The organism is Heyndrickxia vini (assembly GCF_016772275.1).
Classification (GTDB): domain Bacteria; phylum Bacillota; class Bacilli; order Bacillales; family Bacillaceae_C; genus Heyndrickxia; species Heyndrickxia vini.
The window spans coordinates 472886-496730 of the sequence record NZ_CP065425.1 but is presented as its reverse complement, the minus strand read 5'-3'; the positions used below and the strand labels follow the sequence as shown (position 1 = coordinate 496730).

Below are 23845 nucleotides of genomic sequence, written 5' to 3'. Positions count from 1 at the left end.
CTTTCCTTACCTCTTTCCCATAGTCAGTCCATTAATAATAAAGGTTACAGCAAGATCTGCTACCTCTTCAGAAGACAATTCCGATTGTGCCCGGTTTAAAAATGAAATATTAAACGAATACATCAATGTGCCCATCACAAAATTCACAGCTAGATCGATTGAGGGAAATTGGATCGTGTTTTCATCTTGGCACTTTTTTAAAATTAACCGAAGCTGCTCCCAGGAAGGGATAAATACATCTGTCAACTTCTCTAATCTTGGACTATTCATTACTAACTCTTGCTGTAAAATACTAATTAATTCATGTTCTTCATTTCTAAAAATAACAAACTGCCTGCAAAATATTTTCAGGGCACCTAACGAATCAGATAAATCATAGTTCATATTCGCAAACAATTGTCTAATCGGTTCGAACACTTCGAAAAAGACGTTTTCCTTTCCTCCAAAATGATACGAAACGAGAGCCAACGAAACATTTGCTTCATTACAAATCTGTCTGACAGTTGTCCCTTCATAGCCTTTTTTCGCAAATAGCTGCTTCGCTGCTTTTAGAATTTGATCACGTACAAGTTTATTTTTTGCATTACTTTTGCTCTGTATTAATTGACTCAGCCCTTTCATTATTTTATAAAGGCCCCGTTAAACTTGATTGTTGATTTTCCCTCCAGGCACTTCTGTTTCCGCGAACGTTAAGGGAAATTGCGCCTGGGGAAACGCTCAAAAAATTGAGTTTTAAAGGTAGATAGTAACCTTTATCACAACATTGTATTAAAAATGGGGTTCACCAATTATTCTTCAATATCCGCTACTTTGACGAGTTGCTTTCCGAGATTTGCCCCTTTAAATAGGTCAAGGAAGGCATCGATAATATGGTCGAATCCTTCGGTAATGGTTTCTTCATATTTAAGTTTTCCTTCGTTTAACCATGTAGCAAGCGCGGTGCCACCTTCTTTAAATCGACTTGAATAATCTCCTAGGGTAAATCCTTTCATAAGAGCACTTGTTTTGATAAGCGCAGTTTGCACACGAGGACCCATATCCATCTCCACTTTATTGTAGGAAGAAATTGCCCCACAAACCGGAATACGAGCAAACTTGTTAAGGAGTGGGAATACGGCATCAGAAATAGAGCCGCCCACATTATCGAAATAGATATCGATTCCATTCGGACATGCTTTTTCTAATGCACTAGAAACATCTTCCTGTTTATAATTAATTACTGCATCAAATCCAAGTTCATCTAAAAGGTAACGACATTTTTCTTCCGTACCGGCAATCCCTACGACACGCGCCCCTTTTATCTTCGCAATTTGTCCAACGGTCGATCCCACTGCACCAGCGGCTCCTGAAACAACGACGGTTTCTCCTTCCTTTGGTTGTCCAATATCAAGCAAACCAAAGTAGGCGGTTAATCCTGTCATTCCGATAATACTTAGATTCGCGGTTACAGGAGCCAGCGTCGCATCAATTTTGCGAATCTCCTTTTCATTCGCAATCGAGTATTCCTGCCAGCCAAGGGTGCCAATGATCACATCACCTTTAGCAAACTGTTCCGATTTTGATTCTACTACTTGACCGATGATTCCACTTGTAATGACCTCATTTAATCGGAATGGAGGAATATACGATTTTACGTCCTGCATCCTTCCACGTAAGTATGGATCAACTGAAATATATACGGTACGGATCAGTACTTCACCATCTGACGGTGTTCCAATTGGTGCTTCAATAAAAGCAAAATCCTCCATCGAAGGCGTTCCAATCGGGCGTTTTGCAAGTTGAATTTGTTTTTGCATTTGACTCAATATTACTCCTCCATTCAACAAAAGGATGATCCGTTCTATTTAATAGATGCATCCCATTCATTATTTTTGAACAATTGTTTTGAACAACCGTTCAACTTTTAGTATACTCCTGTTCATTTCATTGTCAATGAACAAGGTTTTTCACAGTATTATATTTTGGTCAAACTTGCTTTGAAGTATCCACTTTAGTGTAAGCATTCAAAAGAGGGAAATTAAAAGTGACTGCGCCCTGCTTGTCACTTTTAATTTCCCCGGTCCCTATTTCATGTTTAGTCCCAAAATCCCCCATCCGAATGAATAATCTGCCCCGTGATCCACTTCGCCTCATCACTGACCAAAAAGGCGATAAGACGAGAAGCATCATCAGGTTGTCCAATTCTCCCCATCGGAAATTTTGGCAATAAATGCTCTTTTAACTTATCACTCATCCATCCCGTATCGGTAGGACCTGGGTCAACTGCATTAACAGTAATATGGTGTTTCGCAACCTCTAAGGCCATCGTCTTCGTAAATGTTGAAATCGCCCCCTTGGTCGTCACATAAGCTAAGTTGCCCGGTTCCGGTGACTTATCTTGACCCGAAACAAGATTAATCACTCTGCCACCGTGCTTTCCTTCAATTCGTCTCGCAAATTCCACAGTTAGCATACACGTTCCACGAACATTCACAGCGTAATGACGGTCCAGAATCTCCGTTGTCATTGCTTTATAATCTACATCAATACTATATGTCGCATTATTCACTAGAATCGAAGGCAAACCTATTTGGTTTTCCACTTCATTTAATAGATTCACAGGTCCATCTGGTAGGCTAAGATCAACCTCTAACGAACCGACCCGTACACCCATTTCCTGCAATTTCTTCTCAAGCTCCATTGGAAAGTCTTCCTCGATGTAATACTCCATTTGCCGATCATATTGGCGAAGATGGGTAAAAAATACATCTGCTCCCCTACGAGCAAACTCTAAACAAATCGCTGCACCAATCCCATCACGGCGGCTAGCCCCAGTGACGATTGCAATTTTCCCAGATAAATCCTTCATTTTCTTCCCCCATTTGAACATAGTTTTTCATAAGTAATGTGATATTACTACTTTAATTAGCAAATAAAATCGCAGCCTAAAAACATTTTGACAATTGTTGTTGTCAACATGCTAATTGCTATGTTGACTTTTTTATTTAGGTACGTTTTTTCATCAACTAAAGATAGCAAAATAAGCGGATATTTTCCGGTTAAACAGCAGAATAGAGCCCGGGTAAGGGTAAATAGGCGGAGGTTTTCCGATTAAGCAAATCCAAATTACCCATTTTCACGTTTTTCGAGTTAATAGTCGGAATTCCTCCGTCTATTCAAGTTATTTTCAGTGCTATTTCTTAATTAAGAGGAATTTCTCCGCTTATTTATTAAACACGATTTAGCGTCTAATAAACTTGTACAACTTTTCCTGTAATTAAATAAAAAAACACCGTAGAGACAAAAGCTTAGAAAAAAACGAAAGCTTTTGTCTGCTAATTATATTGTTATTCAGTGCTACGAAATCTTATGTTCTTTGTGCTTAAGTACAATTGCATCACTTTTATTTATTATTCGAAATATAAAGCTAGCATTAAATTCAAATATCTTTGTAAACAAATTCACGGTATTTTACAAATCCCTTTTTCTTATAAAAGCTTTTTGCTATCTCGTTATTAAACCAATAGTCCAATTCAATTTTATTAATCCCATTTTTTCGTGCAATATTACAAATTTCATCCATCAATCTAGACCCGTAACCTTTTTTACCTTGATTTTCCGAAATACTAATTTGATGCACATATACAGATTTATACGCTTTTTTAAAGGGGTTATCCGGATACTCTCTTAATTCGATCCACGCATAACCTAAAGGCTGCTCATTTTCTTCCAATAAAAGAAAAACGAATTCCTCTATATCAATAATACTTTCAAAGAAAGCCTTCATCTCTTCAAAGTTATATTCTTTAAAGTGCTCAGGATATAACTTTATGTGCAAATCGTGTACATGCTTATTCAACTTAGCAATTAATTCGAAATCATTTGTTCGATTTATTTTCATATTTGTTCGCCTCTTTTGCCTAAAAATCAGGATTATATTTCAACTTAGTAATCCAACCATGGAATAGATAACAAACTTAAATGACTTCTCAATTTTATACAGCCGTCTTTTTTCTCACTAAATAAGCCAAGATAAAAGAAAGAAAAGGCAGCAAAATTGCAAGTCTTAACCAATTTTCCGCACCGAAAAAGTAAAGCGATGGCAAAATCACCACAAGTCCACTAACAACCAACGCCCTCCACGATCTTGCCAGCAGTCCACCGATAAACAGAAATAAGTAAGCTCCAGATAATACCCAAAATAAGAGTCCGGCCCAATAGAAACCCATGCCCATCCCTCTCTCCTCGTTCGCTTATTATTGTATATATATTCCTTTTTAACGGGGGAATTTCCTCCCTTTGATTGTATATTTCGGAGTCGGGTATTTTGTGCTGGCATTGCGGAATTTATCTTGCCATATTGAGCGCGGATTCGTGCACTTGAGAATTGATTTTCACTCTTTATCTTCTCGCATCGAGCGGATTCGTGCACTTGGGGATTGATTTCCGTTCTTTATCTTCCCGCATCGTGTGGATTCGTGCACTTGGGATTGATTTCTGCTCTTTATCTTCCCGCATCGAACGGATTCGTGCACTTGGTACCTGCTTTTCGCTACTCATCTTCTCGTACCATGCTCTTTTAAGAACATTCCACGAATAAAAACTTCTTTAAAACGATTCGAAGTGATTTTTTAACAAAAAATACCAACTAACAAAAAATTTATATAAAAAAACGCCTCCCTAAGAAGCGTATTACATAACAGATATAATCAAATCTTTTCTCCTATAAACACTTAAAACAATTCCAATAATTATCGCATTTAGCACAACCGGCATAAAACCGTAACTGATAAATGGCAAGGACATGGAGGTGATCGGAAGTAAGCCGAGCGACATGCCGATATTATATACTACCTGGATAGTAAACAGGATCATTGCTCCAAACACGAGCAATTTTCCGAATGAATCATTGATTTTTCTCAAAACACCAAGCATTCTTCCAACAAATAACAGTAAAACACTCATTAACCCAATACCAAAAATCCATCCATAATGGTAAGTTAAGCTAACAAAGACCAGATCAGTATGCGGTTCAAAATCAAACAGCTTAGGATTTGAAACAGAGTGACCGGTCCATCCAGCATCTGCTAGTAGTTCTCTCATTCGCAAGTAGATATATCCTGCCGAATTAGGGTAGGATTCCGGTTGTAAAAATCCAGTTAGTCGACTAAGCTGATATGGCTTTATGGATGGAAAAACAACTATACCAGCAATTCCAACACTAATGATTCCTGCACCAGCCATGATGAGAGTTTTCTTAATATCACGTCCACTCCAAAGCAGCATAATGAACACCATGATGGCATAAAGAAAAAAAGAAGGGATGCCTCCAACTGGAAGAAAAAGTATTACGGAAAAGATGAACAGAATACAAATCTTCCAATAATTGAAATGATCATTTTGTAAAAAGGAAGCCCAAGCAATAATAAAAAACGGCATTGCGACCGTACTATCCACCCACACTGGTCCCAAATGATAAACATAGACTCCATTAAACACATCACCTATAAAGAAAAGCAGAAAAAGAATTCCCATCCCAAAACTAAAAAAATATAAACCGAGATTTTTTAACCTTCGATAATCACCTAACATAATTCCAATTGCAATCACCCCTCCCAACACAATAAAAATGGCCTTCTTCAATAAAAGTGGATCATTCGAAGCATATCCTTTAATCGCGACCGATAAAAGCGGCATAAATCCTAAAAGCAAAGTCACACCTAGCAGGATCAACAGCAGCCAATCAATCTTTGGTCGATGAAGCTTATTGAATTGCTGCCCAAGCATTTGTGGACTTCCCATTTGCACTACTGCTTTCTCTTCCGCCTCATCCTCTGTTAATCCCTTTTGCATCCAGTCATTTTTTGCATGTTGGATATGATGATCCAACTCCAGCTTAATAAACTTTTTTGCCTCTTTCGATTTGATTTGTTCTGTCACTTCTTGCAAAAAGGAATGTTTGTGATCATTCATGTTTTCCCACCTTTCTATATCCTTTTAAAATTCAACATTTAAAAACGGTGCCTTTTTTATAAACATACCGTCAGTATGCTTGCTCTTTTCAGCCTTTCGAAGCCATCTATGTCCTTTATTATTTAGGCAATAAAGCTTCACGTTCGAGTTATTCCATCTCGCTTGCAGGTAACCTGTATGTTCCAGTCGATGCAACATCATATATAAGGAACCTTCATTGTTTTCGAACTTTTTCATTCCTCTGCTACGTAAAAGACTTATTAATTCATACCCTGACTTTTCTACAACAAGTAATTGCATCAAGGCAAGAAAAATATCTTCCTCCGCTTCTTCTTCCTCTTTGATTTCATGGAGGATATTTTCTCGAAGCCGAGCATTAAAATTAAGTTCATGAAATGTATTCTTTTTCATCGATTTGCGAAGCCTTTTTAATTGTTCTTCCATTTCTACTCCTCCAATCGTACTTTTAACAGCTCTTTGGCACGCTTAAGTCGTGATTTCAGCGTATTTTCATTTACACCAGTCACCTCCGCAATATCCTTAAGTCGCATTTCCTCAAAATAAAATAGGTAGATAATTTCTCGGTAATTATCTGGTAGATTCATCACTTCATAGGCTAATTTTTCATCCTCATCCATTTTAATTACAGCTTGTTCTACCGTTTCTTTTGATGTTCCAATGGTTTCCGATTCATGCTCGGTTACAACAACATGTTTGTTATACCAACTTCGCAAATAATCTTTGCAATGATTAATGGCAATACGCCATAACCAAGTTCTCAGTTTGGCCCTTTGATTATATGTATGAAGAGAGCGATAGCATTTTACAAATATCTCCTGGGTTAAATCCTCCGCAACGGTTCTATTTTTCACATAGGAATAGGTGAGCTGTAAAATTTCCTGTCCATATTGTTTCATTATTTCATCAAGTACATATTCCTTACTTCTCGTCTCCAAATTTTCCACTACTATCTCTTCCACACCCTAACCCCCCTTCTATTTTTAGACGACACATCCGTTCATAAAGTTTATTTTTATAAATAAATTTTAAAATAAACAAACCAATTGTAATTTAAACCGTATTTCTATTTAACAGGGAGGGATTCAATTGATTTTTAAAGTTGCAAGGATCATTGGTTTAATCGTCGCATTGCCCTTTATATTGCTATTCTCCTTCTTATTTGAACCGAAAGGCGATATGTTGCTGTTTCTTTCAGACGTTTTTAGCAATAAAAAATAGGCCACATTTTTAGAGGCCTACTATTTAGCATTACTTATAAACATTCAGAATGCAATAAAGCGATAACCAATCCCTCGAACCGTTTCGATTAACTCGCGATCCTTCATGTGATGTTTAAACTTCTCCCTAAGCTTTAATATATGAACATCAATTGTCCGTTCTGATACTAATTTATTATCATTTGGATATAATTCATCCAATATTTGTAAACGAGATAAAATTTGATTCGGGTGCCGCATCAAGAAGTATAATAGTTTAAATTCGTGAAGAGTTAACGGAATTTGAATACCTTCATATTTCACTTCACCTTTTAATGGTTTAAGTGTAATCCCTCTATATGTTATTTTGTTACAACGATGAGCGGTTCTTCTTAACACCGTTTCAACCCTTACGCTCAGTTCTTTCAAATTAAAAGGCTTCGTTATATAATCATCTGCACCAATCTTTAAACCTTTAATTTTATCCTCATCATTAGTTAATTTTGATACAATCACAATCGGTATCTCGCTTTTCTGCTTGGTGCGAATCCAACTGCATAGTTCATAACCATTGGTATCATCCAAGATTATCTCCATAATGACAAAACAGGGGTCATATGTAATAAAAATACCTTTTGCTTCCGCCCCATTTCTTGCCTCTAACACTTGAAATCCGGCACTTTCAAGTTCTTCTTTTATTAAACTACGAATCTTTTGATCAATATCAACTATAAGAATCGATTTTCCCCTATTATTCATCTCACCACCACTTTTAATCAATACTACTGATTAGTTCAGTCATCATTTCCTTATCCATTGGACCTATTATTTTCTTACGTATCACTCCTTTTGTATCTATAATATAACTTGTAGGGATTGTGTAAGCTTGATAGTTTTCTCCTATTTTACCATGTTGATCAAGTAATATTGGAAAAGTTAAACCGTAATTTTTTACAAACTCCCCAATATTATTCACATTCTTTTCCGAGGTTGTTAAATTCACAGCCAAGATCTCAACATTGTTTCTTTCAGCAGTATGGTAATATTTTTGCATATGGGGCATTTCCGCTTTACACGGCGGACACCATGTCGCCCAAAAATTTACGATTACTTTCTTCCCTTCAAGCTCCGATAGCTTCATTTCTTTCCCTTTAATATTTTGCAATTGAAAATCTGGTGCTTTCTGTCCTTCCATCACACCAATTTCGATGGATTTATTATTAACTGAGTGCGTTTCTTGAGTGGTCGTTACGGCCTTCTTTGGAGATGAAGTATAATCGAGAATTCCCCAGCCAATCAATCCAACCAATCCGATGATGACAATTATTTTTTTATACACTTAATCCCTCCTTCAGATTGTAAATGCTGATAAATAGGAACTAATCCTTTGCATTTGACCCGTAAATAGTAAAACACCCATAATAATAAGGATCCAACCATTGATTAAAGATAGCTTTGGTAGTAGTTTATTGATCCTTTTTACCATTTTTAGTGAGTATGTAACAACCATGGATAAGACAAGGAACGGTATTCCTAAGCCAAGAGAATATATCCATAATAAAAACATACCTGAATAGATTGTTTCAGACGAGCTGGCAAGCAATAAAATCGAAGATAATGCAAGTCCCACACAAGGAGTCCATCCCGATCCAAAAGCAATTCCAAGGATAAATGATCGAATAGAAGTTACCTTAAAGTCTATTTTGTGCATAAAACTTTTTTCAAACATTAAAAATTTAAAATTAAAAATCCCAAGCATTTGCAAACCAAAAAAGATGATTAAAAGCCCACCAAGCATTTGAATTAGCTTTTTATTTTCCAGGAACAGCTGTCCAACAATACTGGCAGATGCTCCCAATAAAACAAAAACGATACTAAAACCTAAGATAAAGCTAATCGAACGAAAGAACAAAACTTTCTTATCTGCCTTCACTTTTCCTGATGAAACAGTACCATCAGTTAAGTGTGCTACATATGCGGGAATCAACGGAAATACACAAGGTGAAAAAAATGAGAGTAAGCCTGCGGATAGTGCAAATAAAATTGATATATTCTCCAAGTAAAAATCCTCCATTTCCGTCGAAATCGTTCAATATGTGTTAATAAACGGATGTTTTGTCCCAATAACGAAGGGAAACAATGATGGAACAAAAATAAAACCACTGCTCCAGTGAAAAAATAAATATTTTTTCTCCTATTTTCCCAAAAGCGATTGATAGAATAAGATTCAAAAAGAAAAATAGTATTAAGCTTGTGAATATCCCCTTTTGGGATAATACTTTTGGCTTTATTAATGAGATACATAAAATAATAATCGTAAACAAGCTCAAAAAAATATGACTAATGTTGTTCAAATGAATAAAAAGAAGGGCTAAAATATGATACCCGCATAGTACGGCACAACTAAAAAGAAAAACAGATTGTAAAACAAACAAATGAGAAATGTTTAATTTCTTTGCTTTAAAAAAGAAGAAGATAATTGATCCAATGATTGCCAAAACGATCCCGGATCTGCCTCCCGTAAAATACAGTAATGAGAAAGGATTTTTCATCATTAAGGATGGTTCAAGGACGACCAAACTCCCCTTCCAAATGAAAAATCCTAAAATTAAACTATTGAATAGAAGGTCATATACCTTTTTATTCATCTTGTTGCTTTCTGAATGGCGCATCCACCATTTTATATAGACTAGCCCGATAACAATAGCTGCTCCAAGGAGTATCCATTTAAGCAATATTGCAAATGGGCCTATTTGGATGAGCATACTTCCCCCCCTAAATATGACTCTAAAAAGCATCACTATTAGCCTTTATATATTGTCTATCTTTTACCCATTCATAGGTTTATGACTTCAAACGATTCCTTCATCTGGATAGACCCAATAACTGATTGAATCATTCCGCAATTTTTAAATGTGACATCTAATGATTTCCTTATTTGTTCCTCTGAAATGTTTGTGCCTTCGATAATGTAGTGAAGATCTATTCTCGTCACTTTATTCGCTTCCTCTGAATTTCTTTCGACATTTGTATTCACACGAATAGATTGAACGTCCATACGTTTTTTTTCAAGTACGTTACTTAAAATCCCAACACTGCATCCAACAATAGAAGAGACCAATAATTCAACCGGCTTAAATCCTTTTGACCGATCAGACGATATGCTTAGCTCACCAAATTGTGTGTGAAGGTGGGTAACACCATTTTTCAACTCAAACTCGAACATTTTATTCCCTCCTCATGATTTTAATTGTATTATCTAATTGAATTGTTAAGTTACTGTTAAGGAGTTAAAAATAAATCCATGATTTCGGCCATAGTCACGAAAAAAAAAGAGGCGATTAGCGCCTCTACGTTATTTTTTAGTTAAATACAACCATCTATACATTTAATAAGACGATTTTCAATATCCTTAGCTATAACAAATTGCCTTCTTCGAAGTTAGTACATATCTATCGAAGCTGCATAAACCGATTGATTCAAGGAAACGACGGTTGAATGAAACCCATTCTCAAGCAAAAATTGTTTTAAGTCACCGGAGGGAATTCTTTCAAAAAGAGGTGGACCAATCTCAGATTCTACCGCTTCCCATTCGAGAATGGTTAAGCGCCCATTCGCTTTCAAAATACGCTTACACTCACTTATCGCTTTTTTCATATCAGGTACTTCATGCATAACAAACGCAATAACTGCCTTGTTTACACTATGGTCTTCAAGCTGAATGTTTTCCAAATCACTTTGGATATACTGAATATTTTGGTAACCCTCCTGTTCTGCTCTTCCTTTTAATAGATCAAGCATTTTAGGTTCAATATCTACCGCATAAATGGTTTCATTTGTTTGTTTCGCCAATGGCAGTGTCAAATAACCATTTCCAGCGCCTAAATCCGCAATAATATCTCCATTTTGAATATCTAATAGTTCAATCACTTTTTCCGGTGGAATCAACTCCTGACGTTTAGGATCAAGTAATTTTTCGGCTTTCTCAGGTTTAAATCGGTGTCCCGCCATTCTACACATCTCCTTTTTCATCCTAGTTCGTGCATAAGATTCCTTTCATATAAGTGACAACATGGAATTATCCTACTCTTAGGTATTTAAAAATCCATTATTTATGTTTTTTAAACTTGTAAAGCAAAGTGCCTGATTATAAGCAGGATATCCTCCCTTTATTTATACCTTACACTACTATAAATATTCCCTATATTTACTTGTCAAACGGAAGTCGGGGACTTTCATCATATATAGATGGAGTACGTCCACTCCGCGTTTGATTGTTTTCATCTTTTTTAACCTCAAGCATTTGTTAAGTAGTTTTCTTATTTTACTAGATCATCTATGATCTTTCGAAGTAGCTTTTTACTTTCAACATCCTTCACACGCGGTGTTCGACCTATTTGTTCATACACTTCTTTTTCTTCTAATAATTGGTGTGGGCTCATTACAAATACCGAAAGACGATATAGTTCAAAAAGTTGAGTGGGTAATGCATCCTCTCTCCAAATCCAATCCGGTATACCATTTCCGATTATTTGCCCATCATCATTTCGATTTAGAAAGCAAAATTGAACATCCACCCCATTCCTACAAAAGTCCGTTTGCAATTTACTTACGGGTTTAAGTTCATATCCCGCCTCTACTAATGCCCGTTCAATCTCTTTACGACGATAAGCCCATGCAACTAAATCAATGTCGTTATGCTGGCGAGTGATCCGCCCAAGCAGGAAGTCTATTGCCCATCCTCCTCGCATCCAGAATGGTTCTTGTAATGAAGTGAATATCTCTTTTATTTCGGAAAGTACTAGTAACTGAGACTTGGATTGTTCATTTAGTGTATCAAAGTTTTTGTTGTCCATTTTCATCACCCACTTATCCTATTCAAATTTACCTTTTATATCTTTTTGCTATCCTCAAAACAATAAACTGAGGAATTAAATTCAAAAAGCTAACTACGATTAATAAAATCTTGATACATTGAAAAATAAGTAAATGGAAAACTATATAAACAGATTATGAGAATACTAATCCCTATTTTCTTCAATTTTCCGCCCCTCATATCTTCGATTGCCAAACGCAAATAATAAAAGTAGTCAAAATAATTGCTACCATCGCGATAAATATACTAATTAAAGAGCTAATTAAATAAGTAAATGACAATTTAGAATTCATTGTATCAATCTTTGTTAGTTTAATTCCTGCCAACAGGGTGTATACAATTGCCAATATTGAAAAAATATAAGATGCAGTTGCACCTACCCAATACCACAACATCGTATCTTGACCCCAACTGGCCATAAGTTCAAAACGCAAACTAAAGATGAATCCGATAATGGAGAAAAGTAACGGAGGTAAGGCTACATACAAAACTGGCTTCATATGTTATTTCCTCCCCCATTAGTTAACTCATTTAAACGACTTGTAGCTTCTTCAAGATCAAATGTACTAAACCATCGAACATGTTGATTATCCAAAATACGATAATGCTGACTAATCATATTTTGTTGCAAGCGAAAATCCCCTTTCTTAGCAATTTCCTTCCACCAAACTTTTCCGCCCATTGATTTACTTTTTGGTCTATCAACATTATTATGAGCAATCGTTTCAATGACCTCCAAGGGCTCATCTCCTAGTACTGATTGCAGTACTTCACTGTCTCTGAATAATGCACATATGGCCACGATATTTGTCCATCCAGCTAACGTTCTGCCTTTTTCAATCTGCACGAGCGTTTTTTTAGAAATCCCTATGATTTCAGCCATCTTTTCTTGCGAATAGCCTTTTTCTACACGAATGAGCCTCGTTTTGTTTGAAATTAGCTCAATGACTTGCTCTTTATTCATTGTATACCTCCTTCGAATAGTTACTTTCGATACTTATTAGTGTAATTTTACACTAATCATGCAATAGGTTTCAAGAATATTTTTCCTATTTATTTATTCGTATGGTTTTTCATGCACTTGATGGGCAATTTTGGCTTCTCTCCTTCCCGAATATCGTCTTTTCGTGCACTTGAGGAGCGGTTGGAGCTTCTCTCCTTCCCGAATATCACCTTTTCGTGCACTTGAGGAGCGGTTGGAGCTTCTCTCCTTCCCGAATATCACTTTTTCGTGCACTTGAGGAGCGGTTGGAGCTTCTCTCCTTCTCGAATATCGCTTTTTCGTGCACTTGAGGAGCCGTATAGCCTTCTTTCCTTCTCGAATCCGTCCCATACACTTCATTTAACTTTTTCCACTTTAGTAGGGTGCTATTTTACAAGCAAAAAAAAAACGATGTTATCATACTAACATCGTTATGAAATCCGCCGTTTAATCGTATTCGGTTTACTTCCAATCTTCCCCTACCTTCCAATCTTCCTTTGCTTTATAATCCCTAATACAATCGGAATCCCCGTTCCTAAAATTGTTATCGGCAGAAACCATATCCCAAAACCGCCTTCCCACCAGTCATTTGCAATTGAAATGGATTCCACAAGGATTAGCGAAAAGAGTATCAAACAAATATTTTTGATTTGATTTAAAAGCTTTCGGCTATGTAAATAAAATTGCTCTGCGTTCGATTCGTTCAACCTGCTTGGATAATTATGAACCTCAGGAAATTTCTCAAGTACTTGCATAAAAAGTAAAATGAAGGCTCCAACAAACGGCAAAATGAGAAGTTCCATTTTTGACCCCCAGCGATCTACATCGCCTACCGCATTATAATGTGCCGGAACTTCAGACGGAATCTTATTCCAAACAATGATCAACAGGGCAATCGATCCAAGATAAAATAAATAGCCAATAATATCCCATACCCATTCACTTTTTGTCTTTGCAATCGTTAACTTTGGTCGTTTCCATTGGTTTGACATCGATGTCTCCCTCCCCTATCTTAACGTTTTACTACGAAATAGAATGTTTAGTTATCTATATTTGTATGAAATTTATTTTTGTGGAATTTCCGGAATTTGAAAAAATAACTCCGGTCAATTAACAATCAGACTACTACTTCTACACAACATGAAAGTTATCCTTCTTTAGTTTCTTTAAGGTTTTTCTTAACTTTTAATTATTTTCATTGAAAATAGGTTCGGTTATTTGCTATATTTAACTCGAACATATATTCTTAATGGAATGGTTCTACATAAGATAATTGGAGGTGAATGAGAGTATGAAATCACAGATGGAGATAATCCTTGAACATGCGCGCAATATCTGTCTAGCCCTTCCTGAGGCCATGGAGCATATCGATGGATTCGGACACACTACTTTTCAAGTCAATGGAAAATCCTTCGTTAGATTAAGTGAAAGAACTGGATTATCATTTAAGTCAGATCTGGAAACGCAGGAATGGTTGCTGCAGAAAGAGCAGTTCCTCAAAACACCTTATATTGGCCGTCACGGCTGGGTATCTATTCAAAGCCCAAGTGATGAAAATTGGGCCGAACTGAAAGAACTTATTCAGGAAGCTTATCTGCGCGCTGCCCCAAAGCGCTTGGTAAAGGAATGGATTAAACTGCATAAAGTTAATTAAGAAATACGATTAAAAATTATTGAATCCATTTAATGCAATATTTTCTACTATTAAATGAATGTCCCGATCTTTAAACCTTCTTTTTAAATCTATTTCCTGTATTTGTATACACCAATGCAAAAATAATAATAGTTAAAATTAAAATAAGACCTATAATAAATAAAACTTGTTTATCCCACATCTCACTCAATGCGAATAATAATATGCTAAAGCTAATACCATACATGGTTTTCCCCATAAATTTGCACAAAGCTACTTCATCATATAGAGCCTTTTCACTGTCAGACTTTGTATTATAACCTGCAATTAAAAATGCTCCTTTTCCTTTTGATAGAATGATAGCGAAAGTTAAAAAGGGGATTAAAATAATAAGAATAGCAACTCCCAAACCAGTTACCTCCTTTTTAGCCAATTATTCAAATTCATTTTTACGTTCTTTGAAAAAGTCGTAAAAAAATCTTACATTTTCAAGTTCAGACCATCTACTCGTTCGCAAAAAGGGAGCGTCAAGATTATAAATCTTTGCATCTAGTGTCCCCAACATAAATGGAGAATGAGTCGCTATAATAAACTGACAGTTAAAGAATCTTACTAGTTTATTGATTTCTTCCGCCAACTGAATTTGATTTGTTGGTGAAAGAGATGTTTCGGGTTCATCGAGTAGGTATAATCCATTCGGGACAAGATACTCATCGAATATCTGCATGGATGTCTCTCCGTTAGAATACTTCTCATTGGCAAACTTCATAATTTCGATTTGTTTGTACATTTGCGAGGACTCTTTCAACTTCTCCAAATGTTCCTTAGTGTACCCCAATTTAGCGTGTTGGTACAGATAACCTTCCTTAAGAACTGCCTCTTGCTGAATCTTCTTGATTTCATATAAAATATCTTCGCTTTTGATATACAGACTATTAGGAGGTAATTGGCTTGACTCCCCATCACCCTGATTTTCCCCTAAGCTATATGAACAATTCAACATGTAATCTAACGGGTAATCACGATTTGTAAATTCCTCAGCCCCCGTAATATCCAGCTTGTTTGCTATTATATTTAGTAATGTGGACTTGCCGGAACCGTTATTCCCATACAAAACCGTAATATTATTAAAAACAAACACTTCTTCAGATATATTTTTGAACACGTTGTATGGATATGCATTTGGATTATTGACTGTATGGGGGGAAAGTTTGAAACTTTTTAAATATATCATATGGGTAAACCTTCCTTTGGTAACATGAATATATATAATACTAACATCATTTTACCACTCTTGTAAAAATTATGAATGGATGTTGAAATAATGTAGTTGAGCCAGTCCTCTCCACCTAAAGTGCAATAGGAAAATATTCTAAATATGATTCAATCAAATTAGAAAGGTAGAATTCACACCCACATTTTTAAAATTTACTTAAGCAAAAAAAGTATCTCCTCAAAGAGATACTTCAATAAAAAATACATGTTACAGTGAACTTTCTATGCTTCTTTAAGTCTTGCTGCTACTGCAGCCATCTCACTTGCTGCGATATAACCGAACACCATCGCCGGTCCTATTGTTGCACCAGGTCCTGGATAAGTTTCTCCCATCACAGCTGCAGCACAATTTCCAGTAGCGTACAAGCCTTGGATATGCTGTCCGTTTTCATGAAGGACTCTTGCAAGGTTATCCGTGACTAGCCCACCTTTTGTCCCAATGTCCCCAGGATAAATGGGAATCGCATAGAATGGTGCTTTTTCCAGCGGGGCTAAATTAGGATTGTTTAACGTTGGGTCACCATAATAGCGGTCGTAAGCACTTACACCACGTTGGAAATCTTGGTCGTGTCCATCCTTAGCGAGCTTATTAAATCGAGCAATAGTTGCTGCTAGTTTCTTTGGTGGTACACCGATTTTTTCTGCTAAATCTTCTGGCGTTTCCGCCACTTTCGTATAACCTGTTTCAATCCAAGTTTTTGGGAATGCTTGACCGGGCATGATGCCAAAAACGAGATACCGCTTTTTCACCGTATGATCAAAAATCATCCAAGATGGGATTGTTGTTGCACTACCTTTATTATTTTCGTACATTTTATCTACAAACTCATGATAAGGAACCGATTCATTTAAATAACGTTCCCCTTCACTATTTACAATAATTAACCCCGGAGTTGCCCGTTCTGCCACAGGCATAAATGCGGGGGAACCTGGAGGGATTGATGTTGGTGTTCCCCACATCTTATCCATCAAGTCCAATTTTGCTCCTAATTTACGACTAGCACCAATAACATCGCCCGTTTGTCCCTCAGAGGATAATGTCCACTCCGTTTCGGATGGTTGGGGTAAATACTTTTCTCTGAGCTTCTGATTGTGCGAAAATCCACCTGATGCAAAAATGACACCATGACGGGCTTCTATATTTATTTTTCTTCCATTTTGTTCGGCAATAATGCCAGTAACACGATTATTTTCATATACAAGATCGTGAAATGGAGTAGATAGCCAAACCTTCCCACCCGCCTCTTTAAGTGAAGCATATAACCGGGCAACGAGTGCCTCACCAAGTGTAGCCGGATTATAAGAACTTAGCTTCGTACGAATAAGACGCATGCCTACTTTCAATGACGTCTTTTTCCCAATCCATGTCCGCGTAATCATATTTACTTTATGAAATTCGCTTGACTTCAATACCATTCCCTTCGTTGGGAGCCCAGATTTACGCATACTTTTTTCATCCTTGCCCAGTTTATGAAGGTTGAAAAGTTGGGCTTCGATTGCCCGCCCACTAGGTTTTCCGCCAGGCAACTCCGGATAATAATCTGAATACCCAGGGGTATATTCCCATCTGACATGTTCCGTATTTTCATGGAGGTATTTTATCATCTCGGGACCTCTTACCAAGTACGCATCCTTTAAATATTGAGGTACCCGATCACCCACGGTTGCATCCAGATATGCACTTGCCTGTTCATACGAATCACCTACACCGGCATCTTCTAAATAGAAGTTATTTGGTACCCACACCGTGCCACCCGATTTAGACGTCGAGCCGCCAAAAAGCTCCGTTTTTTCTACAACAATAGCTGAAAGACCGTGTAGCTTTGCAGTTAATGCTGCGGTTAATCCACCTGCTCCAGAACCAACGACTACAACATCAAAGCTGGAATCCCACTGTTTATCCATTAGCCCAAGCCCCCTCACTGAAATATTTAAAATATGATACACTATTAATTAAAGGTAGGGAAAATTCAAAAAAATTGCATTTGCTATATAATCCCTTGCTACAACTATAGTTTCCTTCAGTAAAATCATTCAATCAGTAAATTACTTCATGTTGTATTGATAAACAACAGATATCATAAATATGTTTAAAATAATTAAATGTTTAGGAGGGAATCACATGATACACACGGATAAAAATTTGGATAAACGGGTGCGCAGAACCAAATTGCAATTAAAACAGGCTTTTATTAGATTAATGGAGGAAAAAAACTATGAACAAATTACTGTGACAGACATCGTGAACCGTGCCGATTATAACCGTGCAACCTTCTATCGTCACTACAACTTTAAAGAAGAATTGGCCGAAGAAATGATTACTGACAAAACAACAGCGCTCGTAGAAACCTTCAAACATCCTTACAAAAGGAAAAATATGATTCATTTAAACTCTTTATCCTCATCAGATATCATCGTATTTGATCACATTATGGAAAATAAAGATTTCTATAAACTATGGGGGAAATTTCAATCAATCCCTGGATTTGAGGAATCCTTTTTACACTCTATTGCAAAGTTCATCAAAAAAGACATTACTCTATTAACACCACAAGATCCTAATTTGGATAACAACCTTTATACAACTTTTTATGCCAATGGTATTTTAGGTTTGATATTAGACTGGATAAAAAATGGACTTGAACCGCACCCCGACTATATGGCAAAACAACTTGTAAAAATTATCGACTATTATCCAGCTGAGTCATTTATATCAACAAAGGGTCATTCCCCCCCTACTTTTTTACAATAGGGAAAGTGCTTTTTTTCAAAAGGCTAGCCTACATCTTAGATACCTGTTTAAGTTTGTTTGGTCTAAACTCACAGATTATGGATACTTAGATAAACCCTGTTCTTCTATCGAGTGAATTTGCTAATGAAGGAGTTTAGGATCGTTTGGCGAACTTATACTAATATAATTAGAAAAAGGGTGGTTAAATTGAATATTTTGTGGGACTTTGACGGAACATTATTTGATACATATCCTGGGTATACAAAGATCCTTTCTCACGTTTTAGGTGATTCGGTGGATAAACAAGAAATCTACGAAAAGTTAAAAATTTCGTATTCCCATGCACTTGAATATTACAATATTTCGCCTGCTCAAGAGGAAGAAATTAATCATTTAAGGAAACAATTATTACCTAAAGATAGTAAACCTTTTGAACATGTAGAGGAGATCTTAAAATTTGCAAATAAAAATGTAATTATGACACATAAGCATAGGAAAGGCGTTTTAGCCATTTTAGAATATTATGGATGGAGCAAATACTTTGTTGAAATGGTTACTATCGACGATGGATTTCCCCGTAAACCTAACGCGGCAGCATATATTCATTTACATTCAAAGCACAAAATCGATTTAGCTATTGGGGACAGAGAATTAGACTTATTGCCCGCAAAGGAATTAGGAATTTCAACGTGCATTTTTCAAGGTCAAAGTAAAGTAGCCGATTATCATTTACGGGATTACTCGGAATTTTTTACGATCGATTTTACGAGCGAAAAAGTAAAAAGCTGACATAAAGTAGTTCCGATAATGTAGGAAATTGCACAAACTTAAACCCCAAATAAGCTCAGAGCCATTATTGACTCTGAGCTATTTAGTAGGAATTTACATACGAATGCCGAGGCTATTCTGGCCACAACACATACTTTCAATCAATCATTCAAAAACTTCACACACACGGGAAAAGGAACGGAAATATCGGATTGGATAAGCGTTAACTTTCCTGTAGTTTCATCTCTTGTATATAACACCAAATTCCCTGACTCCTGATTAGAAGCCACTACAAATCGTTCAGATGGATCTAACTCAAAATCCCTAGGCCAATCCCCTTCAGTAGATGTGTGCTCAATAAATGTCAGTTCCCCTGATTCTTGGTTGACACTAAAGACGGCAATGCTATTATGTCCTCTATTAGAAACATAGACAAAACGGCCATCAGTTGTGACATGGATTGCACTGCCCTGATTGTTTTCCGTAAAGTCAGCCGGAATCGTAGATAAGGATTGAATCTCCTCAAAGGTGCCATTTTCACTATCATAAGATAAAGTTATCACTTCTGAACTAAGCTCAGTCATTAGATAGGCGTGTTTTCCATTTGGATGAAACTCGAGATGTCTCGGTCCACTTCCCGGAGTTAGAGATAAACAGCTCACTTCTTCCAGTACACCATCATTGTTTGCATATGTAATTAATTTGTCGATTCCTAAATCAATTACAGCAATGTACTTTCCTTCAGGTGTAAAACCCGAATAATGGACATGTGGTTTTTCTTGCCTTTCTTTATTAGGACCGGATCCTTCATGTTGAATGGTTGATGATGCCGGAGCAACCATGCCATTTTCACTGTTTACTTCATACAATTCAACTGTTCCTTTATGATAATTGGCTGTAACTACATGATTATTTTCATTATCAACACTAACATGGCAAGGAGAGGCCCCTTCAGTTAGCTGACTGTTTAGGTATGTTAATTCACCTGTTTCACCTGAAATAGAGTAAGCGGCTACACCACCTGACTCTCCATCTTTGATAACAGAATAGAGATACCGATTATCCTCACTAATGGTCAAATATGTAGGGTTGCCCAGTTTGGCAGCTACCTGTACATCTTTAATCTCCGGTTGTTCAGTATCTAAAGAAAATTTGTAAATACCAACACTATCACCTTTTGTATACGTACCAACATAACCAGTCAAAGAACTGCTCGATTTACTCATTTGGATTCTCCTTTTCACAAGATTTTAGAAGTAAGAAGGGGGACTTCATTGAAATCCCCCCCTTTTAAAACATCCGTTTAGGCAAATTTATAACTTTTCACCATTTGATGCAATAACATCTTTGTACCAATAGAAAGATTTTTTCTTCTTGCGCTCTAATGTTCCGCTTCCATCATCATGCTTGTCAACATAGATGAAACCATAGCGCTTTTCGAATTCTCCAGTTGAAGCACTTACCAAATCAATACATCCCCAGCTAGTATATCCCATTAACTCTACACCATCTTCAACGGCTTCACCCATTGCATGAATATGTTCACGGATATAATCAATTCGGTAGTCATCATTAATAGAGCCATCTTCCTCTACTTTATCATACGCTCCTAACCCATTTTCAACAACGAATAAGGGTACTTGATATCTTCCATATAGTTTATTTAATGATATTCTTAATCCGATTGGATCAATTTCCCAACCCCAATCACTCGCTTTTAAAAATGGATTTTTTACTCCCGACATAATATTACCTTGTATATTTTCTTGTGTCCCCTTGTCTTTCTTCTCGGTCCGGGACATGTAGTAACTAAAACCGATATAGTCTACTGTATGCTTTTTAATCAGTTCAAGATCGCCTTCACGAATATCTAAGTTAATATTATGCTCCTTGAAATAACGTTTAATAAATGTTGGATATTCACCACGTACTTGAACATCTGCACAAAAATAATTAAATACGTTCTCTTCTTGCAGTGCATACATCACATTTTCCGGATTACTGTCATAAGAATAAACAGGTGCAAATAAAATCATACAACCAATTTTGGCATCTGGGATTAATTCATGACAAGCTTTTACTGCAATACTGCTAGCAACAAATTGATGATGATAAGCTTGGAATGTCCCTTGGAAACGGTCCTCTTCCTTATGGATAGCAAAACCCAACCCCATAATCGGCATAATTAGACCACTATTGATTTCATTAAACGTCATCCAATATTTCACTTTATTTTTATAACGGGTAAAAATAGCGTTCACGTATCTTTCAAAGAATGTAACAACCTTACGATCTCTCCAGCCTCCATATTCTTTTACTAAATTAACGGGCATTTCATAATGGGAGATAGTGACAACCGGTTCAATACCATATTTATGCAACTCATCAAAAACACGATCATAGAAGGCCAATCCTTCTTCATTTGGTTCTAATTCATCCCCATTTGGAAAAATTCTTGTCCATGCAATGGACATCCGATATGCTTTAAAGCCCATTTCAGCAAATAATGCGATATCTTCTTTGTATCGATGGTAAAAGTCAATCGCCTCATGATTCGGATAACTGTACTTACTTTCATCGATTTGGAAGTCAAATCCCGGTGACTGTAGGATTGTTAAACGTTCTTTTCCTCCCGGAAGCACATCTGCAATATTCATTCCTTTATTTCCATCGTGAAATCCACCTTCCAATTGGTTTGCCGCTGTTGCTCCTCCCCATAAAAAAGATTCGGGAAATTTTTTAGCATTCGTATCCATTTTTATTCCTCCTCATTTTTTTTATATAGTGTTCCACATAAAAACAAAAAACCTAAGAAAGAAATTATCTTGCCTGAACAAGATTCTATGCTTTCTTAGGTTTTGCCTGCTTTACCAGTCACAATCCTGAAAATTCATTATTCGATTTATACTAATTATAAACCTTCTTTAAATGAATGACAAAGGTTAAAGATTCTCACCATTCGTAGCAATGACATTTTTATACCAATCAAAGCTTTTCTTTTTCATTCGATTTAGGCTACCGTTTCCTTCATTATCACGATCTACATAAATATATCCGTAGCGCTTTTTCATCTCTCCAGTAGAAGCACTGACAATGTCAATTGGTCCCCAGCTAGTGTAGCCAATCATTTCTACTCCGTCCTGAATCGCCTCTCCCATTGCCGCAATGTGTTTCCTTAAGTACTCAATCCGATAGTCATCAATAACTTCTCCTTCAGCAGTGACTACATCTGCTGCACCAAGCCCGTTTTCCACCACAAACAATGGCTTTTGATAACGGTCATACAACTGATTAGCAGTAATCCGAAATCCTTTCGCATCGATTGGCCAGCCCCATTCGGATTTTTCCAAATAAGGGTTTTCAACAGAGGCAAACACATTTCCACTTGATATTTGTTTTAAAATTTCCGGGTCAGTACTTGTGGCACGGCTACCATAATAGCTGAAACCGATATAGTCCACGGTACCGTTTTTCAACAATTCTTCATCCCCAGGTTCCATTTCAATGGTCAATCCATTGTCTTTAAAGAATCGCTTTGCATACCCTGGATATTCACCGCGTGACTGGACATCAATGAAGAAAAAGGACTCCCGATCTTTTTCCATCGCCTTATAAACATCATCCGGGTTACACGTATACGGATAGGTCATTCCCGCAGCAAGCATACAACCAATTTTGGCATCCGGGATGATTTCATGGCACGCTTTCACCGCTAAAGCACTGGCAACGAGTTGATGGTGGGCTGCTTGATATTGAATTTGCAGTTTGTTATCCCCTTCATTAAACACAAGTCCAGCTCCAATAAACGGCAAGTGAAGGAGCATATTAATCTCGTTAAACGTCATCCAGTATTTCACTTTGTTTTTATATCGCTTAAAAATTGTTTTCGAATATGTTTCAAAAAGCTCAACCAATTTACGATTTCTCCAGCTTCCATACGCCTCAACTAAGTGAATAGGTACATCAAAATGGGCAATTGTCACTACCGGTTCAATTCCGTGCTTTAAGAGTTCATCAAACAAGTCATCATAGAACTTCAATCCCGCTTCATTTGGTTCTTGGTCGTCTCCATTTGGGAAAATTCTTGCCCAGGATATTGACACACGCAACGCTTTAAATCCCATTTCTGCAAAGAGAGCAATATCTTCTTTATAACGGTGATAAAAGTCTATTGCTACATGAGAAGGATAAAATTCACCTTCCATAGGTTCAAAGGATTCGACATTCCCTATTGCAATATCCCATCGTTTTTTTCCTGTTGGCATAAGATCAACTGTTGTCAATCCTTTACCACCTTCAAGATAGGCACCTTCTACTTGATTAGCAGCAAGGGCACCCCCCCATAAAAAATCTTTAGGAAATGAATTTTTTGTCATGATAAAAACTCCTTTACTTTTTATAGTATTAAGAA

Annotated in this window: 29 protein-coding genes; 4 read left to right on the top strand and 25 right to left on the bottom strand. The window is 36.7% G+C overall.

Annotated features, from left to right (window positions below; genetic code table 11):
* Nucleotides 1-6 precede the first annotated feature (6 nt).
* From I5776_RS02620 to I5776_RS02580, 9 genes are all read right to left on the bottom strand, one after another.
* On the bottom strand, nt 7-621 hold the full coding sequence (locus I5776_RS02620; protein ID WP_202778838.1) for a TetR/AcrR family transcriptional regulator: 615 nt from the start codon (nt 619-621) through the stop codon (nt 7-9).
* 167 nt (nt 622-788) lie between these two features.
* Nucleotides 789-1796 (bottom strand): NADP-dependent oxidoreductase, encoded by a 1008-nt coding sequence (locus I5776_RS02615; protein WP_202780640.1) that lies wholly within the window; start codon nt 1794-1796, stop codon nt 789-791.
* A 278-nt stretch (nt 1797-2074) separates the two neighbouring features.
* Entirely contained in the window at nt 2075-2848 is a 774-nt protein-coding gene (locus I5776_RS02610) for an SDR family oxidoreductase (RefSeq protein WP_202778837.1), read from the bottom strand.
* A gap of 570 nt (nt 2849-3418) precedes the next feature.
* Nucleotides 3419-3880: a GNAT family N-acetyltransferase gene (locus I5776_RS02605; RefSeq protein ID WP_202778836.1), complete on the bottom strand. Its 462-nt coding sequence runs from the start codon at nt 3878-3880 to the stop codon at nt 3419-3421.
* 94 nt (nt 3881-3974) lie between these two features.
* Nucleotides 3975-4214, bottom strand: coding sequence for a hypothetical protein (locus I5776_RS02600; protein WP_246483886.1), 240 nt, complete (start codon nt 4212-4214; stop codon nt 3975-3977).
* Nucleotides 4215-4380: 166 nt separating this feature from the next.
* Nucleotides 4381-4539, bottom strand: a complete 159-nt coding sequence (locus I5776_RS02595; protein WP_202778835.1) for a hypothetical protein — start codon at nt 4537-4539, stop codon at nt 4381-4383.
* Between the two features lie 132 nt (nt 4540-4671).
* Nucleotides 4672-5952 carry an FtsW/RodA/SpoVE family cell cycle protein gene (locus I5776_RS02590; protein ID WP_202778834.1) on the bottom strand — a complete coding sequence of 427 codons (1281 nt, stop codon included), beginning with the start codon at nt 5950-5952 and terminating at the stop codon, nt 4672-4674.
* Between the two features lie 24 nt (nt 5953-5976).
* Nucleotides 5977-6396: a PadR family transcriptional regulator gene (locus I5776_RS02585; protein ID WP_202778833.1), complete on the bottom strand. Its 420-nt coding sequence runs from the start codon at nt 6394-6396 to the stop codon at nt 5977-5979.
* A gap of 2 nt (nt 6397-6398) precedes the next feature.
* On the bottom strand, nt 6399-6932 hold the full coding sequence (locus I5776_RS02580; protein ID WP_202778832.1) for a sigma-70 family RNA polymerase sigma factor: 534 nt from the start codon (nt 6930-6932) through the stop codon (nt 6399-6401).
* Nucleotides 6933-7059: 127 nt separating this feature from the next.
* Between I5776_RS02580 and I5776_RS21555 the strand changes: the two genes are divergently transcribed.
* A complete protein-coding gene (locus I5776_RS21555; RefSeq protein ID WP_281397285.1) occupies nt 7060-7191 on the top strand; it encodes a hypothetical protein in 132 nt (43 codons plus the stop codon).
* A 44-nt stretch (nt 7192-7235) separates the two neighbouring features.
* Here the strand turns inward: I5776_RS21555 and I5776_RS02575 are convergent, their stop codons facing one another.
* From I5776_RS02575 to I5776_RS02530, 10 genes are all read right to left on the bottom strand, one after another.
* On the bottom strand, nt 7236-7928 hold the full coding sequence (locus tag I5776_RS02575; RefSeq protein WP_202778831.1) for a response regulator transcription factor: 693 nt from the start codon (nt 7926-7928) through the stop codon (nt 7236-7238).
* 13 nt (nt 7929-7941) lie between these two features.
* Nucleotides 7942-8508: a peroxiredoxin family protein gene (locus I5776_RS02570; RefSeq protein ID WP_202778830.1), complete on the bottom strand. Its 567-nt coding sequence runs from the start codon at nt 8506-8508 to the stop codon at nt 7942-7944.
* Nucleotides 8509-8520: 12 nt separating this feature from the next.
* The gene (locus I5776_RS02565; RefSeq protein WP_202778829.1) at nt 8521-9228 is read right to left on the bottom strand and encodes a cytochrome c biogenesis CcdA family protein; all 708 of its coding nucleotides are present in this window, start codon (nt 9226-9228) and stop codon (nt 8521-8523) included.
* Between the two features lie 40 nt (nt 9229-9268).
* Nucleotides 9269-9934 carry a hypothetical protein gene (locus tag I5776_RS02560; RefSeq protein ID WP_202778828.1) on the bottom strand — a complete coding sequence of 222 codons (666 nt, stop codon included), beginning with the start codon at nt 9932-9934 and terminating at the stop codon, nt 9269-9271.
* A gap of 71 nt (nt 9935-10005) precedes the next feature.
* Nucleotides 10006-10395, bottom strand: coding sequence for an OsmC family protein (locus I5776_RS02555; protein WP_202778827.1), 390 nt, complete (start codon nt 10393-10395; stop codon nt 10006-10008).
* Nucleotides 10396-10610: 215 nt separating this feature from the next.
* Nucleotides 10611-11180 carry a class I SAM-dependent methyltransferase gene (locus I5776_RS02550; protein ID WP_202778826.1) on the bottom strand — a complete coding sequence of 190 codons (570 nt, stop codon included), beginning with the start codon at nt 11178-11180 and terminating at the stop codon, nt 10611-10613.
* Between the two features lie 308 nt (nt 11181-11488).
* Complete coding sequence (locus tag I5776_RS02545) at nt 11489-12025, bottom strand: nucleotidyltransferase domain-containing protein (protein WP_202778825.1); 537 nt, start codon at nt 12023-12025, stop codon at nt 11489-11491.
* 196 nt (nt 12026-12221) lie between these two features.
* Complete coding sequence (locus I5776_RS02540; protein ID WP_202778824.1) at nt 12222-12545, bottom strand: hypothetical protein; 324 nt, start codon at nt 12543-12545, stop codon at nt 12222-12224.
* Nucleotides 12542-13009 carry a helix-turn-helix transcriptional regulator gene (locus I5776_RS02535; RefSeq protein ID WP_202778823.1) on the bottom strand — a complete coding sequence of 156 codons (468 nt, stop codon included), beginning with the start codon at nt 13007-13009 and terminating at the stop codon, nt 12542-12544. The genes I5776_RS02540 and I5776_RS02535 overlap by 4 nt, the downstream gene beginning before the upstream one ends.
* A 497-nt stretch (nt 13010-13506) precedes the next feature.
* Complete coding sequence (locus I5776_RS02530; protein ID WP_202778822.1) at nt 13507-14019, bottom strand: DUF1648 domain-containing protein; 513 nt, start codon at nt 14017-14019, stop codon at nt 13507-13509.
* Between the two features lie 299 nt (nt 14020-14318).
* Between I5776_RS02530 and I5776_RS02525 the strand changes: the two genes are divergently transcribed.
* The gene (locus tag I5776_RS02525; protein WP_202778821.1) at nt 14319-14681 is read left to right on the top strand and encodes an MmcQ/YjbR family DNA-binding protein; all 363 of its coding nucleotides are present in this window, start codon (nt 14319-14321) and stop codon (nt 14679-14681) included.
* A 70-nt stretch (nt 14682-14751) separates the two neighbouring features.
* Here I5776_RS02525 and I5776_RS02520 read toward each other — a convergent pair whose 3' ends face one another.
* From I5776_RS02520 to I5776_RS02510, 3 genes are all read right to left on the bottom strand, one after another.
* The gene (locus I5776_RS02520) at nt 14752-15069 is read right to left on the bottom strand and encodes a DUF3784 domain-containing protein (protein WP_202778820.1); all 318 of its coding nucleotides are present in this window, start codon (nt 15067-15069) and stop codon (nt 14752-14754) included.
* 24 nt (nt 15070-15093) lie between these two features.
* Nucleotides 15094-15894: an AAA family ATPase gene (locus I5776_RS02515; RefSeq protein WP_066234943.1), complete on the bottom strand. Its 801-nt coding sequence runs from the start codon at nt 15892-15894 to the stop codon at nt 15094-15096.
* 263 nt (nt 15895-16157) lie between these two features.
* Nucleotides 16158-17840, bottom strand: a complete 1683-nt coding sequence (locus I5776_RS02510) for an FAD-dependent oxidoreductase (protein ID WP_202778819.1) — start codon at nt 17838-17840, stop codon at nt 16158-16160.
* A gap of 217 nt (nt 17841-18057) precedes the next feature.
* On the opposite strand from I5776_RS02510, the gene I5776_RS02505 reads away from it, so the two are divergent.
* Together I5776_RS02505 and I5776_RS02500 are read left to right on the top strand one after the other, a co-directional pair.
* Nucleotides 18058-18687, top strand: a complete 630-nt coding sequence (locus I5776_RS02505; RefSeq protein WP_202778818.1) for a TetR/AcrR family transcriptional regulator — start codon at nt 18058-18060, stop codon at nt 18685-18687.
* 186 nt (nt 18688-18873) lie between these two features.
* Nucleotides 18874-19455, top strand: a complete 582-nt coding sequence (locus I5776_RS02500; protein ID WP_202778817.1) for an HAD hydrolase-like protein — start codon at nt 18874-18876, stop codon at nt 19453-19455.
* Between the two features lie 140 nt (nt 19456-19595).
* Here the strand turns inward: I5776_RS02500 and I5776_RS02495 are convergent, their stop codons facing one another.
* The 3 genes from I5776_RS02495 to I5776_RS02485 form a co-directional block, all read right to left on the bottom strand.
* Nucleotides 19596-20660: a lactonase family protein gene (locus tag I5776_RS02495; protein WP_202778816.1), complete on the bottom strand. Its 1065-nt coding sequence runs from the start codon at nt 20658-20660 to the stop codon at nt 19596-19598.
* Nucleotides 20661-20747: 87 nt separating this feature from the next.
* Nucleotides 20748-22190, bottom strand: coding sequence for a glycoside hydrolase family 1 protein (locus tag I5776_RS02490; protein ID WP_202778815.1), 1443 nt, complete (start codon nt 22188-22190; stop codon nt 20748-20750).
* Between the two features lie 186 nt (nt 22191-22376).
* Complete coding sequence (locus I5776_RS02485) at nt 22377-23810, bottom strand: 6-phospho-beta-glucosidase (protein WP_202778814.1); 1434 nt, start codon at nt 23808-23810, stop codon at nt 22377-22379.
* Nucleotides 23811-23845 lie beyond the last annotated feature (35 nt).